This window comes from Streptomyces sp., assembly GCF_019510245.1.
GTDB lineage: Bacteria > Actinomycetota > Actinomycetes > Streptomycetales > Streptomycetaceae > Streptomyces.
The window spans coordinates 47,173-60,666 of record NZ_JAEKKT010000164.1 but is presented as its reverse complement, the minus strand read 5'-3'; the positions used below and the strand labels follow the sequence as shown (position 1 = coordinate 60,666).

Sequence of the window (13,494 nt, the reverse complement as noted above, 5' to 3'; positions counted from 1 at the left end):
TGAGGGTCAGTCCACGCTCGGCAGGATGTGGGGCTCCGCGAGATCCTCCTCGTAACCAGCGAGGCGGATCGGGGCGGACCGGGCCCACACGTCGAGGCTGCCGAGCTGTCCGGGCCGCGTGCCCGCGCGCTCCGTGCGTTCCTTGGGGCGCTGCTCGCGATTCGTCTTCTCCGGTGTCACCGCGCACTCCTTATGTGTCGGTCACCCTCGGGGCGTGCCGGACGGTCTGCTTTCCGGTGCCGGGCGCCCGCTCGGGTCTGGATGGAAGGCCAGTTCGGACGCGGTGGCGCCGGAAACTCACAAGAGAGCAGGCCGCTGTCGACCGACTCGTCCCGGGACGGACCGTGGGTGTGGGTGGGACCCCTTGGTGCTGTCCGTCTCCTCTAGGTTAACCAAATGAGCGGGGGTCCGCTCGATAGGGAGTGCAAACAAGGTGTAACTATCTCGAGTCGCTCCGCATCTCGGCGCGTCGCGAATGCGCCTTTTCGTAACATGATGCGCCGTTTGCGCCCCGCTCGCTCGCATGCCGGCCTCGGAGGTGGCGTCGGAAACAGCGGGCGGACCGTGGCCGGGGCCACGAGGGGCTGTGCAGTTCAGGTTGCGTTGGCCGGGTCGAAAACTCGGCATGATCCGATGGCGCAGGACAACGGCTGTCTCGCGGAAGGACTGACGCATGGAGCTGCGCAGCGTCGAGGAGCTGATGGATCTGCTGTACGCCTGCCGGCACCAGCGCGCACTGCGCGCCGCGGCACTGCTGCGGCGCGGCCGCCCCGCCGACAAGGAGCTCCAGGTGGCAGGCCTGGTGCACGGCATCGAGGAACTGCTCGGCCCGGCCGACGGCGCCGCGCACGCGGTACGCCACCTGCTCGGGGAGCGTGTCTACCACCTCGTCCGCGGGGACGGCACCGCGACGGACGACGACGTACTGCGCCTGCGCCAGGCGGACGAGGAGAGCCGCACCGCGGGCTTCGACGCGGGCGTCCTGGAGGACTGGCGGACCGTCCTGGAACTGGTCGCCGCCCGCAACTCCCGCCTGGGGGCTGTCGACTGACGTCCCGTCATGAGACGGTACGGCGATGACGTCATCGTACGGGCCGTCGTGCGGGCTCCGGGGCCGGGCGGCCGTCGTCACCGGTGGCACCCGCGGCATCGGGCGTGCGGTCGCCGAGGCGCTCGCGGCGGCCGGCGCGCTGGTGTGCGTGAGCGCGCGGGACCCGGACGAGGTGCGGCGTACGGCCGCGGGGCTGGGCGGTATCGGCCTGGCCGGCAGCGTCGCCGAGCCGGAGCACGCCCGGGAGCTGACCCGGCTGGCGCTGACCGAGTTCGGGCGGCTGGACATCCTCGTCAACAACGCGGCGACCAACCGTCCGTACGGCCCGCTCATGGACGCGGACCTGGGCCTGTGGCGGGAGGCGTTCACGGTGAACGTGGAGGCCCCGCTGCGGCTGACGCAGTGCGCGTGGCGCGGCTGGATGCGGGAGCACGGCGGCTCCGTGATCAACATCTGCACGGAGGGCGCGGCCCACGTCGGCCCCCACGTGGGCGCGTACGGCACCAGCAGGAGATCGCCGCCGGGCTGCCACTGGGACGCATCGGCGAGCCGCGGGACGTGGCGGGCGCGGTGCTGTGGCTGGCCTCGGACGCGGCGGAGTGGGTGACGGGAGCGGACCTGGTGGTGGACGGCGGCACCCGGGTACGGGCGGCGCGTACGGCAACCTAGGCGCGCCCCACCCGCGCCCCGTCCGCGCGACCGCGGGAGGCGGGCGTGCCCGAGATCAAGTCGGCTACGCGGTTGCCCCCAGCGGGCGACGGGCCCATGGGTGGACCCGTATGGGATCGAACCACGAAGTACGCGTGACCTGCGCACCGGGCACACCGGCGCCTGCCGGAAGACTAGGGCCCGGTGGCAGGCGTCGCCAGCGATTAAGCGGGGCTCACCACTTGCCGGGCACGTAGTCCTTCAGGAAGACCCCGTACACGTCCTCGCCGTCCTCGCCGCGCACGATCGGGTCGTAGACGCGGGCCGCCCCGTCGACCAGGTCGAGGGGCGCGTGGAAGCCGGCCTCGGCCAGTCGCAGCTTGTCGTAGTGCGGCCGCTCGTCGGTGATCCACCCGGTGTCGACGGAGGTCATGAGGATGCCGTCGGTCTCGAACATCTCCGTCGCGCTGGTCCGCGTGACCATGTTCATGGCGGCCTTGGCGGCGTTGGTGTTGGGGTGCCCGGCGCCCTTGTAGCCGCGGCCGAAGACGCCCTCCATCGCCGAGACGTTGACGACGTACGACCGGCCGCGCGCCGCCTTCTTCGCGGCCGCGGCCATGGCCGGGCGGAGCGCGCTGATCAGGATGAACGGCGACGTGTAGTTGCAGAGCTGGGTCTCCAGGAGCTCCACCGGGGAGATCTGGTCGATGGTCTGCACCCAGGTGTTGGTGTCGACGACGTCCGGGACCAGGCCGCCGGCGTCGATGGCGGTGCCGTCGAGGTGCCGGGCCACGCTGGCGTTGCCCGCGACGAGGGCCAGGTCGGCGACCTGCTGCGCGTCCAGGCCGCTGGTGCCCAGCGGCAGGGCGGCGAGACCGTCGACGGCACCCGAGTTGAAGGCGCCGATGACCTGGTGGGCGGGGAGCTCACCGGCGGGCAGCGGGGCGCTCTCGCCCTCGACCAGGGCCGCGTACGCGGACGGCAGCCTCCGTACGGTCTGGGTCGCGTTGTTGATCAGGATGTCGAGCGGGCCCGCCGCACCGACCTGCTCCGCGAGGGCGACGGCCTGCGCCGGGTCGCGCAGGTCGATGCCGACGACCGCCAGGCGGTGCAGCCAGTCCGCCGAGTCCTCCATCGCCTTGAACCGGCGGATGGCGTCCTTCGGGAAGCGGGTGGTGATCGTCGTGTGGGCGCCGTCGCGCAGCAGCCGCAGCGCGATGTACATGCCGATCTTGGCGCGGCCGCCGGTGAGCAGGGCGCGCTTGCCGGTCAGGTCGGCGCGGGCATCGCGCTTGGCGCGGTTGAGCCCGGCGCAGTCCGGACAGAGCTGGTGGTAGAAGTAGTCGACCTCGACGTAGCGGGTCTTGCAGGTGTAGCAGGAGCGTGGGCGCTGGAGTATCCCCGCGACCCTGCCCTCCTCGGTGCGGGAGGAGGGCAGCAGGCCCTCGGTCTCGTCGTCGATGCGCTGGGCGGAGCCGGTCGCGGTGGCCTCGGTGACCGCCTTGTCGTGGGCGGTCTTGGCGGCCCGGCGCTCCTGGCGGCGGCGCTGCTTGACCGTGCGGTAGAGGCCGGCCGTGGCCCGGCGCACCGTGATGGCGTCCGGGTGGTCGACCTCCAGCCCGTCCAGCTCCGCGAGCACGCCGAGGCAGACGGCGAGCCGCTCGGGGTCGATGCCGGGGCCGTAGACCATGGCCCCGTCCACGGCCTCGTCCACGGCCCGCACCGCATCCTCGGCCGCCGGGCCGTCCTGTGTCACCGTCATCGCGCTGCCGCTTCCCTGATCCACCAGCGGCGCTCCGACTCGCGCCCGCTTTCGAACGGGGAATTTTACGGAGCGCCGGGCGATACCTCCAAACCCGACCGGATCATGGATCGCAGACCGCGATCAGCGAGACCACCTCGTCGGTGACCGCACGGGCCAGCACGTCGAGGTCGGGGACGGCGCTCGCGTCGGCGACCAGGCCGTAGTGGACGTGGTTGCGGTAGGTGGAGATGGCGACCGCCAGGGACTGGCCGGGCGCGAGCGGGGCCAGCGGGTAGACGGCCGTGAGCGGGTGACCGCCGAGGCGCAGGCCGACGCCCGGCAGCGGCACGCTGGTGACCAGGATGTCGAACCAGAGCCGGGCGGCCTGGCCGACGAGCGGCCCGCCGAGCCGGTGCCCGAGCGCGGGCACGTGGTCGGCGAGCAGGGCGACGGCACCGGCGCCCCGGTTGGGGCCGGCGTCCTTGTTGCGGACCATCGCCGTGCGGACGCGGTCGAGGCGGGCGAGCGGGTCAGGGTTGTCGACCGGGAGCCGTATCAGGTACCCGGAGAGCCGGTTGCCCTGGGGGGACGCGGTACGCGGCCGGCGCTGGGAGACGGGGATCAGGGCGCGCGGGGCGACGCCGTCGCTGCCGTCGCCGCGTTCGTCCAGCCAGCGGCGCAGGGCGCCGGCGACGACGGCGATCAGCACGTCGTTGACGGTGCCGCCGACGGCCTTGCGGACGCGGTGCACGTCGTCGATGTCGAGGTCGACCCCGGCGATGCTCCGGGTGCCGGTGGGCTCGGACCTCAGCGCGGCCGAGGAGCTGACCCCGAGGGCGGACAGGGCGACCGAGGCGCCGATGTCGAGTGCGCGGCCGACGTCGGAGAGGGCGCCGCGCACCAGCTCGGGAAGCCTGCGCACGTCGGGCAGCGCCAGCATCGGCCGCGGCGGCTCGATCGAGCGGGGGGCGCGCACCGGCAGGTCGAGCGGGTCCATGACACCGGCGGCCAGCTTGAGGGCGCGCAGCCCGTCGGCGAGGGCGTGGTGGAACTTGAACAGCACCGCGAAGGACACCCCGTCCTCGCCGGGCAGCACATGTGCCTCCCAGGGCGGCCGGCCACGCTCCAGCGGACGCTCCATCAGCCGGCCGGCTTCGCCCTGGAAGTCGGCGGTCGGGGCGTGCAGCCGGACGTGGTTGAGGGGATCGAAGTCCGGGTCGGTCTCGCGGGCGGCGCTGCCGAACGCGAGCGGCTGCCAGACGTCCTTGATGCGCATGCGCAGTCCGGGCACGGCGGCGGCCCGGGCCGCGAGCAGGTCGGCGGCGTGCGCCCCGGCGGTCGGCGAGTGCGCCGAGAAGACGCCCAGCGCGCCGAGGTGCATCGGGTGGTGTTCGGACTCGATGTTCCAGAACGCCAGGTCGAGCGGGGCGAGCAGGTCAGCAGTCGCAGTCATCGAAGAGGATGCCTCGTGTGGACGGAGGGTGGATCAGCAGTCAAACGCCGACTCATGATTACGGTCAAGTACGATCACGCTACGCTCAGTTAACAGCAGATTAAGTCCCGCCTCCTCCGAAAGAGGCGGGACTCCTGCGGCACCTGAGGTCATTTCAGCGCCGGTGGTCCCGCCTCGGGTGACGTACCCCACTCCGACGGGCGCGGGCCGACCGTGAACGCCAGCGACCGCAGGGAGCGCAGCGCACCGGTCGTCAGATAGGTGCGGCCGTAGTCGGTGCCGTCGGTGCGGGCCCGCTGGATGTACCGGTGGTCGGGGGAGGTCCCCGGTGCGGTCACCGTGAACCCGCCGCTCGGCCAGAAGCGCCGGTCGAGGCGGACGTCGGCCCGGTCGAACACGGGCGTGGACAGGCCCCAGGTGCCGTAGCCGGGCTGTACCGGGAAGAGGCCGAGGGACGACAGGACGTTCCAGGCGGACATGGTCCCGAGGTCGTCGTTGCCGGTCATCCCGGTCGGGCCGTCGGTGAACAGGGTCAGCGCCGCGTGCACCACGTCGGTGGTCTTCCAGGGCTGGCCGGTGGAGAGGTAGGTGTACGGGGCGATCAGGTCGGGCTCGTTCATGGGGTTGTAGACGGCCGCGTTGTAGTAGGCGTACGCGTTGCCGTGCACCCACACCTCGCGCGCGGTCTTCTCCGGGTCGGCGAGCAGTTTGCCGTAGGCGAAGAACGAGTCGAGGCGGGCGTTGGCGGCGCGCTCGCCGCCGATCAGGGAGATCACGCCGGGCAGGTCCTGCGGGACGAGCCACTGGTACTGCCAGGCGGTGCCCTCGTGGAAGCCGATGCCGCGGGCCGGGTCGGGATCGCCGGTGAAGAGGCCGGAGCCGTCGCGGGCGCGGAAGAAGCCGGTGGAGGGGTCGAAGACGTTGCGGTAGTTCTGCGCCCGGGTGGCGTAGCGGGCCGCGTCCTCGACATGGCCGAGATCCCGGGCCAGCTGCGCGAGCATCGCGTCGGACAGCGCGTACTCCAGGGTGACGGAGGCGCCGTGGTCGTAGTCGGAGTCGCCCACCTTGGTGTGCGGGCGGCCCTTGAGGTACGGCGCGAAGCCGTCGGCGAGGTACTCGGCGTTGGCCTCCCGGCCGACCCCGGCGTTGGCTGCCGGCGGCACGCCGTCGGCGTTCTTCTTCAGCGCCCGGTAGGCGCGCTCCTCGTGCCCCTTGAGCAGGCCCAGCTGGTAGGCGGTGGTCAGGAAGGGGGTGACCGGGTCGCCGGTCATGATGTTCGTCTCGACCGTGCCGTAGCCCCACTTGGGCAGCCAGCCGCCCTCCTCGTCGATCTTCAGCACCGACAGGGCCATGTCGCGGGCCTCGCGCGGGGCGAGCAGGGCGAGTGCCTGCGCCTGGGTGCGGTAGGTGTCCCAGAGCGACCAGTTCTGGTAGTAGGTGAACCCCTCGGCGCGGTGGATCCGGCGGTCCCAGCCGGTGTAGCGGCCGTCGGCGTCCTCGCCGACGTTGGGCGCGAGGAAGGTGCGGTACAGGGACGAGTAGAAGGTACGGCGCAGGGTCGGGGTGCCGCCCTGGACACGGATGCCGGTGAGCCGCCGCTCCCAGGCGTCCCGGGCCTGCCGCCGTACCGCGTCGAACGAACGGCCGCCCTCGGCGCGCAGATTGGCCTCGGCGCCGTGCGCGTCGACGTACGAGAGAGCGGTGGTCGCCTCGACCGTACGGTCCCGGGTGGTGTCGAAGCGGACGTAGGCGCCGTCGGCTCCGGCGCGCGAGCCGGGGGTGACCGCGGTGCCGTTCCAGGTGCCGTACGCGGTGAAGGGGCGGCTGAAGCGGGTGACCGTGTAGACGGTGTACGGGGCGGTCTCGCGGCAGAAGCCGTGGCCGGTGATCCTGGTCCGGACGGTGTGGTCGTCGAGGATCTCGACGTCGCTGCTGACCGGCTTGTGCAGCGCCTGGTGGGCGTTGAGCAGGACGTTGGCCTTGCCGGTGGCCGGGAAGGTGTAGCGCTGGACGCCGGTGCGGGCGGTCGCGGTCAGCTCGGCCGTCACGCCCGAGTCGAGGCCGACGCGGTAGTAGCCGGGGACGGCCGCCTCGTGGGCGTGGTCGAACCCGGCGGCGTACTCGGCGTAGTCCGTCTGCGTGACGTCCCCGGTGGTGGGCAGCACGGGCAGGTCACCGCCGATGGCGCAGCCGACACCCGAGAGGTGGACCAGGGAGAAGCCGCGGATCCGGTGCTGGGAGTAGTCGTAGCCGGTGCTGTGCCCGGTGTCCGGAGAAAGCTGCACCATGCCGAAGGGCACGGCCGCGCCGGGGAACGTGTTGCCCTCGTCCTGGCTGCCGATGAAGGGGTTCACCAGGTCGGCGAGGCGGCCGCCGGCCGGTTCGGCGGCCCCCGCGGCGGGGGCGGCGAGCAGCGCGGACGCTGTCAGCACGGCGGCGAGGCACAGCCGTGTGCACCGGGTCCCTCTCATGTCGGACGACCTCCGAAGTTCGACAGTTCGACATCGCTGTCTGCATCGTGAGGGGAGAGGGCCCCAAAGTCCGGCAAATGAGGGTTATTCACTCACAGCGCGTCGCGCGCGAGTTGGCGTGCGCACGAGGGCTACGAGACGATCTGTCCCTTCCCGAGGGCGATGACCCCGCCCTTGGAGACGGTGTACAGCTCGGCGTCCCGGTCCGGGTTGACGCCTATCGTCGCGCCCGGCGGGACCTCGACGTTCTTGTCCAGGACCGCGCCGCGCACCACCGCGCCCCGCCCCACGACGACGTTGTCGTGCAGCACCGACCCCTGGACCACCGCGCCCGGGTCGACCCGCACGCCCGGCGACAGCACGGACCGGGTGACCTGGCCCCGGATCAGGCAGCCCGCGCTGATGATGGACTCGCTTGCCATGCCGCCGGCGTTGAAACGGGCCGGGGAGAGCTGGTACGAGTGGGTGTAGATGGGCCAGCTGCGGTTGAAGAGGTTGAAGGCGGGCCGCTCGGCGATCAGGTCCATGTGGGCGTCGTAGTACGCGTCGAGGGTGCCGACGTCCCGCCAGTAGCCGCGGTCGCGGCTGGTCTCGCCGGGGACGTGGTTGGCGGCGAAGTCGTAGAGCTGGGCCTCGCCGCGGGCGGTGAGCTGGGGCAGGATCGAGCCGCCCATGTCGTGCACCGAGTCGTCGTCCTCGGCGTCCCGGTGCAGGGCCTCCACCAGGGCCTTGGTGGTGAAGATGTAGTTGCCCATGGAGGCGAAGACGCAGTCCGGGGCGTCCGGCAGACCCGGCGGGTCCGCGGGCTTCTCCAGGAAGGTCTCTATCGTCTGGCCGTCCGAGCCCGGGGTGATCACCCCGAACGCCGAGGACTCCGCGCGCGGGATGCGGATGCCCGCGACCGTGACCCCGGCGCCGCCCTCGACGTGCTGCTGGAGCATCTGCCGGGGGTCCATGCGGTAGACGTGGTCGGCGCCGAACACCGCGACGTAGTCGGGCTGTTCGTCGTGGACCAGGTTGAGGGACTGCAGGAGGGCGTCGGCGCTGCCCAGGTACCAGCGCGGGCCGAGCCGCTGCTGCGCGGGGACCGGGGTGACGTAGTTGCCGAGCAGGCTGGACATCCGCCAGGTGGTGGTGATGTGCCGGTCCAGCGAGTGCGACTTGTACTGGGTCAGCACGCAGATGCGCAGCACGTCCGCGTTGACGAGGTTGGACAGCACGAAGTCGACCAGGCGGTAGGTACCGCCGAAGGTGACAGCCGGTTTCGCCCGGTCGGCGGTCAGCGGCATCAGGCGCTTGCCCTCCCCGCCGGCCAGCACGATCCCGAGTACCGAAGGCCCACCACGACGCATGGTCGCTCCCCTCACCCTGGTGCTCCATGCCTGCCCTGGGAGCACATCCGCTAAGCCTGCCCCGGGATCGCGTCGAACAGGCAGCCTGTTCGTTACGCCTGTCGTTACACCTGCTTGAGGATCTCGTCGTAGAGCCGGACCGTGCGCCGGGCCACCGCGTCCCAGCCGAACTCCCCCACGGCGCGCTCCCGTCCGGCCTCGCCCATCCGGCGGGCCGTCTCCCGGTCGCCGACGACGGCGTCCAGGGCCCGCGCCAGGCCGTCCTCGAAGTCGTCGTCCAGGTCGACCAGCAGGCCGGTCTTGCCGTCCTCGACGACCTCGGGGATCCCGCCGACCCGGGACGCCACCACGGGGGTCCCGCAGGCCATCGCCTCCAGGTTGACGATGCCGAGCGGCTCGTAGACCGACGGGCAGGCGAACACGGCCGCGTGGGTGAGGAGTTGGATGACGTCGGCGCGCGGCAGCATCTGCGGGATCCAGTGCACGCCCTCGCGGACCCGGCTCAGCTCCGCGAACAGTTCGCGGAACTCCCGGTCGATCTCCGGCGTGTCGGGCGCTCCCGCGCACAGTACGACCTGCGCCGCCGGGTCGATGTCCCGCACCGCGCGCAGCAGATGGGGCACGCCCTTCTGGCGGGTGATACGACCGACGAACAGGACGTACGGGCGGGCCGGGTCGATGCCGATCCGGGCCAGGACGTCGGTCGCGCGGTCCGGGCGGTAGAGGGTGGTGTCGATGCCGTTGTGCACGACGTGGACCTTCGCCGGGTCCAGGGCGGGATAGCAGTCGAGGATGTCCGTGCGCATCGCCCCGGACACCGCGATCACGCCGTCGGCGGCCTCGACCGCACTGCGCTCGGCCCAGCTCGACAGGGCGTAGCCGCCGCCGAGTTGCTCTGCCTTCCAGGGCCGCAGCGGCTCCAGCGAGTGGGCGGTCACCACGTGCGGGACGCCGTACAGCATCTTGGCCACGTGGCCGGCCAGGTTGGCGTACCAGGTGTGGGAGTGCACGAGCTCACGGCCTTCCAGGCCCGCGGCCATGGCGAGGTCCACGGAGAAGGTGCGCAGCGCGTCGTTGGCGGTGTCCAGGGCGGTCCAGGGGCGGTGCCGGACGACGCCGACCCCGCGGCCCTCGCCCCAGCAGTGCACCTCCAGGTCGACCAGGGGACGCAACTCCCTGGCGAGGAACTCCACGTGAACACCCGCGCCGCCGTAGACGTCCGGGGGGTACTCCCGGGTCAGCAGTCCGACTCGCACCCGCAACCCCTCGCTCTCCACGGCCGGTTGTTCCATGGTCACCCAGATGCGGCGCGCGGGGAAGAGCGCGGTGGTTGTGTGAAACAACAGTCACCGCAGACCCCGCCGCCCGGTACCCGGTAGTAGAGGCAGCAGCTGCGCCGCCGGAAGGCCAGGCCGGTACGGGTGCCGGTGGTGCTCAGCAGGGGGTGCGCGAAGAGGGCGTCGGCGAGGGCGCGGGTCCGGGCGGCCGCATCGGCACAGTTGTTCGCACGTGCCCAGCGGTCCAGCTCCCGTACGGCGCCTGCCAGCGCGGAGCCGGCGTTGCCCCGCAGCAGGCCGGCGGCGAGACCGTACCGGTCCCGCAGGGCCGCCCCCAGGGGTTCGAGATGGCCGTGCCCGACGACTCGTACGACGGCCTCGGCGAGGGTCACGGGGCCGGCCGGGGCGGTGGCGTCCGGCAGCGCGCGCACCTCGGTGAGCCAGAGGTCGTCGGGGGCGGTGGCCCCGGGATCCCAGTGGAGCAGACCGGGGCCCAGGTCGGGGAGACGGCCGTAGCGGACGGCGCAGCCGAGGGCGACCGACCAGAGCCGGGCGGCCAGCGCCTGGTGGGCGATGGAGGCGGCGACCCGGGGCTCCGCGGTGCCCAGACGCCGCGAAACGGTGTCGACACGGAAAGTCAGCACATCACGGTAAACATCCGACGTGAGTTTTTCATAGGCCTTTACCAAGGTCGTCGATCGGTCGGTCCGCGCCGGGCCGCAGTCTCCTACCGCAGGCCGGACCGTGCGCAGGACGAAGAAGCCGCCGAGCGGGCGGAGCGCGGCGAGTTGGGGGTCCAGGTCCTCGAACAGGTCCACGAACAGCAGTAGTACCAGGCCGCCCGGAATCCCGGGCGCGCACCGCCTCCACCCGGCGGCCCCCACCCTGGGGATGATCAGGATCCCGCCGTACTCCATCGGTAGTAGGACCCATTAGGTGCTCAGGTACGACGACGGGAAGCACGCGGACGGGCAGAGTGTTGCTCATGGAAGCCGACCGATCACCGCGCGGGGCCAACCGGCCCCGGCTGGCGCAGAGGAGCCGAGCATGAGCGCCCTCGCGCTGTCCGTGTTGCTTTCCTTCGTCTCCGCCGTCGCCTACGCCGGCGGGGCGATCGTGCAGGAACAGGTGGCGGTCTCCTCCCCCGACGAGCAGTACGCGCCGCTGCGCCGCCCGAGCTGGTGGGGGGCGATGGCGCTCAACGGCCTCGGCGGTCTGCTGCACGTGGTGGCACTCGCCTACGGCCCGCTGAGCCTGGTCCAGCCGCTGGGCGCGCTCACCATCGTCTTCGCGCTGCCCATGGCGGCCCTCTTCGTCGGCCGCAGGGCCGGGGCGACCGCCTGGCGGGGCGCGATCATGGCGACCGTCGGTCTGGCCGGTCTGCTCTCCCTGGTCGGCTCCTCCGACTCGCACTCCCTGGACTCCGCCGGGCGGATCGGGGTCGCGCTGGTCACCGGCGGGGCGGTCGTCGCGCTGATGATCGCGGGCCGGGCCGCGCACCGGCACCCGGCGGTGCGCAGCGTGCTGCTCGCCACCGCGTCCGGCATAGCCTTCGGCATGTCCTCGGTGTTCACCAAGGTCGTGGCGATCGACTGGGACGGCGGGATCGCCACGGCCGACCTGCTCTGGCTGTCAGTGATCGGCGCCTACGCCGTCGCGGGCGTCCTGATCTCCCAGGCCGCCTACCGCGGCGGCGGCCTCGCGGCGCCCCTGGCCACGCTGACCGTGGTCAACCCGGTGCTGGCCGCCGCGGTCGGCATCACGATGTTCGGCGAGACGTTCCGCTACGGCGCCACGGGCACGCTGCTGGCGCTGGGCTGCGGTGCGGTGGCGGCGGGCGGCCTGATCCTGCTGACGACCGAGCGCATCGAGCGGACCCCGCATCCGGCGCTGCCGGTGCCGGAGCCCGCCGTGGTGGAGGCGTCCCCCGAGCCGCTGGTGGAGGCGCTGGTGGAACTGGCCGAGGCCGGTCTGGCGCAGGCCGGCGCGGAGCGTGCCGGTGCGGCGCGGGCGGAGGTGGCCGGGCCGGCGGAGGCCGCCGCACTGGTCGAGATGCCGCAGCAGCGGTCGGGTCCGGCGGCGCCGGACATGGTCCCGGACGTGGCCGATGTGCTGCTGCCCGCCGCCGAGTACCTGCACGGCCCGTTCCTCGACCGGCGCGGTATGTGGATCAGATCCTGACGCCGCCGGCCCGGAGATAGGCGACCGGGTCGATGTCCGTGCCGAAACCGGGCCCCGTCCGCACCTCGAAGTGCAGATGCGGGCCCGTGGCGTTTCCGGTGGAGCCCGAGCGGCCGATCCGCTGGCCCGTGGACACGCTCTGCCCGGCCCGCACGGAGATCGCCGAGAGATGGCCGTACTGCGTGTAGCGGCCGTCGGCGTGCCGGATCACCACCTGGTAACCGTAGGAGCCGCCCCAGCCCGCCGTGACGACCTGCCCGGCCTCGACCGCCTTCACGGAGGTGCCGGTCGGCGCGAGGAAGTCGACGCCCGTGTGGTAGCCCTTCGACCAGTGCGAGCCGGACACGTGGTAGCCGGTGCCGATCGGGGCGTCGACCGGTGCGACGAGGGTGTGGCCCGTGTGGGTGGCGGCCTTCGTCTTCTCGGCCTTGGTCCTGCTCTTGGTCCCGGTCTCGGCCTTCGGGTGGGCCGTGGTCTTGGAGGCGGGCTTCTTCGCCGCCGCTGCGGTGCCGGCCGCCCGGCCCGTGAGGCTCAGCCGCTGGCCCGGCAGGATCAGGTCGGGGTCGGAGCCGACCGTCGCGCGGTTGGCCGCGTACAGCCGATGCCAGCCCCCGGCCACGTCGTGTTCCTCGGCGATCCCGGAGAGCGTGTCGCCGTGCACCACCGTGTACATCTCGGCCTTGCCGGCCCGGGACTGCGGCGTGGTCTGCGGTTGTACGTCCCGTACGGAACTCTTCGCGGCGCTCTTGGCCGAACTCTTCTCGGCGTGGTGCGCCGCGGGGTGGGTGGCGGCGCTCTCGGTGTGCACGCCGGGGGTGTCGCCGCCGCGGGTGAGCCCCGCCCGCGCCGAGCAGACCGGCCAGGCACCCGGCCCCTGGCCGGCCAGGACCTTCTCCGCCACCGCTATCTGCTGGTCCTTGGTGGCGAGATCGGCGCGCGGCGCGTACCGCGTGCCCCCGTAGGCCTCCGGTGCCGTCCGTGATCGGCCATGTCCGAAGCCCCCCTCGCCACGCGCGTCAGGAAGGCCAAAAGTAAGCGTCCCGAACAGGCCATGACAAGACGGCAATCAGCCGCCTCTTGTCCCCAGGGGCTCGGCCGTCCCGCCCGAACCGGTGCGAGGGTGAAAGGCGTTGACGCGCCATCAGCCGCGAGGGCCCAACGGGACTGCCGGAAGCCGTTTCGCGAGATTACTGAGCCGTCGGGGCCGTGCGGTCCGTATCTGCAAGTGCGGCCGGTCGAACGGCGGGTCAGGATGGCCTTTGGGCAATACTGGCGGGCATGAGCGGCGGCAGCATCCCTTGCACGTTCTACGGGATC

9 protein-coding genes and 2 pseudogenes are annotated in these 13,494 nt (G+C 72.4%); 3 read left to right on the top strand and 8 right to left on the bottom strand.

Going from position 1 to position 13,494, the window contains the following annotated elements:
- Window positions 1–6: 6 nt before the first annotated feature.
- Window positions 7–180: a hypothetical protein gene (locus JF597_RS31625; RefSeq protein WP_107436349.1), complete on the bottom strand. Its 174-nt coding sequence runs from the start codon at window positions 178–180 to the stop codon at window positions 7–9.
- A 493-nt stretch (window positions 181–673) separates the two neighbouring features.
- On the opposite strand from JF597_RS31625, the gene JF597_RS31620 reads away from it, so the two are divergent.
- Window positions 674–1,051, top strand: coding sequence for a hypothetical protein (locus tag JF597_RS31620; protein ID WP_294003166.1), 378 nt, complete (start codon window positions 674–676; stop codon window positions 1,049–1,051).
- 25 nt (window positions 1,052–1,076) lie between these two features.
- Window positions 1,077–1,720 (top strand): annotated as a pseudogene (locus JF597_RS31615) (SDR family oxidoreductase).
- A gap of 214 nt (window positions 1,721–1,934) precedes the next feature.
- On the opposite strand, the gene JF597_RS31610 reads toward JF597_RS31615, so the two are convergent.
- From JF597_RS31610 to JF597_RS31585, 6 genes are all read right to left on the bottom strand, one after another.
- The gene (locus JF597_RS31610; RefSeq protein WP_294003164.1) at window positions 1,935–3,461 is read right to left on the bottom strand and encodes an SDR family NAD(P)-dependent oxidoreductase; all 1,527 of its coding nucleotides are present in this window, start codon (window positions 3,459–3,461) and stop codon (window positions 1,935–1,937) included.
- 103 nt (window positions 3,462–3,564) lie between these two features.
- A complete protein-coding gene (locus JF597_RS31605) occupies window positions 3,565–4,896 on the bottom strand; it encodes a wax ester/triacylglycerol synthase family O-acyltransferase (RefSeq protein WP_294003162.1) in 1,332 nt (443 codons plus the stop codon).
- A gap of 149 nt (window positions 4,897–5,045) precedes the next feature.
- Complete coding sequence (locus JF597_RS31600) at window positions 5,046–7,367, bottom strand: GH92 family glycosyl hydrolase (RefSeq protein ID WP_294003161.1); 2,322 nt, start codon at window positions 7,365–7,367, stop codon at window positions 5,046–5,048.
- Window positions 7,368–7,498: 131 nt separating this feature from the next.
- A complete protein-coding gene (gene glgC, locus JF597_RS31595; protein ID WP_294003159.1) occupies window positions 7,499–8,719 on the bottom strand; it encodes a glucose-1-phosphate adenylyltransferase in 1,221 nt (406 codons plus the stop codon).
- A gap of 104 nt (window positions 8,720–8,823) precedes the next feature.
- On the bottom strand, window positions 8,824–9,975 hold the full coding sequence (gene glgA, locus JF597_RS31590; RefSeq protein ID WP_294003224.1) for a glycogen synthase: 1,152 nt from the start codon (window positions 9,973–9,975) through the stop codon (window positions 8,824–8,826).
- 38 nt (window positions 9,976–10,013) lie between these two features.
- Complete coding sequence (locus tag JF597_RS31585; RefSeq protein WP_294003223.1) at window positions 10,014–10,832, bottom strand: (2Fe-2S)-binding protein; 819 nt, start codon at window positions 10,830–10,832, stop codon at window positions 10,014–10,016.
- Between the two features lie 211 nt (window positions 10,833–11,043).
- On the opposite strand from JF597_RS31585, the gene JF597_RS31580 reads away from it, so the two are divergent.
- Entirely contained in the window at window positions 11,044–12,177 is a 1,134-nt protein-coding gene (locus JF597_RS31580; RefSeq protein WP_294003157.1) for a DMT family transporter, read from the top strand.
- Here JF597_RS31580 and JF597_RS31575 read toward each other — a convergent pair.
- Window positions 12,167–13,159: pseudogene (locus JF597_RS31575) on the bottom strand (peptidoglycan DD-metalloendopeptidase family protein); the annotation flags it as partial. The gene JF597_RS31580 and the pseudogene JF597_RS31575 sit on opposite strands and share 11 nt — an antisense overlap.
- Window positions 13,160–13,494: the final 335 nt, after the last annotated feature.

What these genes read in the sequence shown, in the direction of transcription:
- JF597_RS31620 (WP_294003166.1), top strand. Translation starts at nt 674, where the DNA reads ATGGAGCTGCGCAGCGTCGAGGAGCTGATGGATCTGCTGTACGCCTGC.
- JF597_RS31610 (WP_294003164.1), bottom strand. Translation starts at nt 3,461, where the DNA reads ATGACGGTGACACAGGACGGCCCGGCGGCCGAGGATGCGGTGCGGGCC.
- JF597_RS31605 (WP_294003162.1), bottom strand. Translation starts at nt 4,896, where the DNA reads ATGACTGCGACTGCTGACCTGCTCGCCCCGCTCGACCTGGCGTTCTGG.
- JF597_RS31600 (WP_294003161.1), bottom strand. Translation starts at nt 7,367, where the DNA reads ATGAGAGGGACCCGGTGCACACGGCTGTGCCTCGCCGCCGTGCTGACA.
- glgC (WP_294003159.1), bottom strand. Translation starts at nt 8,719, where the DNA reads ATGCGTCGTGGTGGGCCTTCGGTACTCGGGATCGTGCTGGCCGGCGGG.
- JF597_RS31580 (WP_294003157.1), top strand. Translation starts at nt 11,044, where the DNA reads ATGAGCGCCCTCGCGCTGTCCGTGTTGCTTTCCTTCGTCTCCGCCGTC.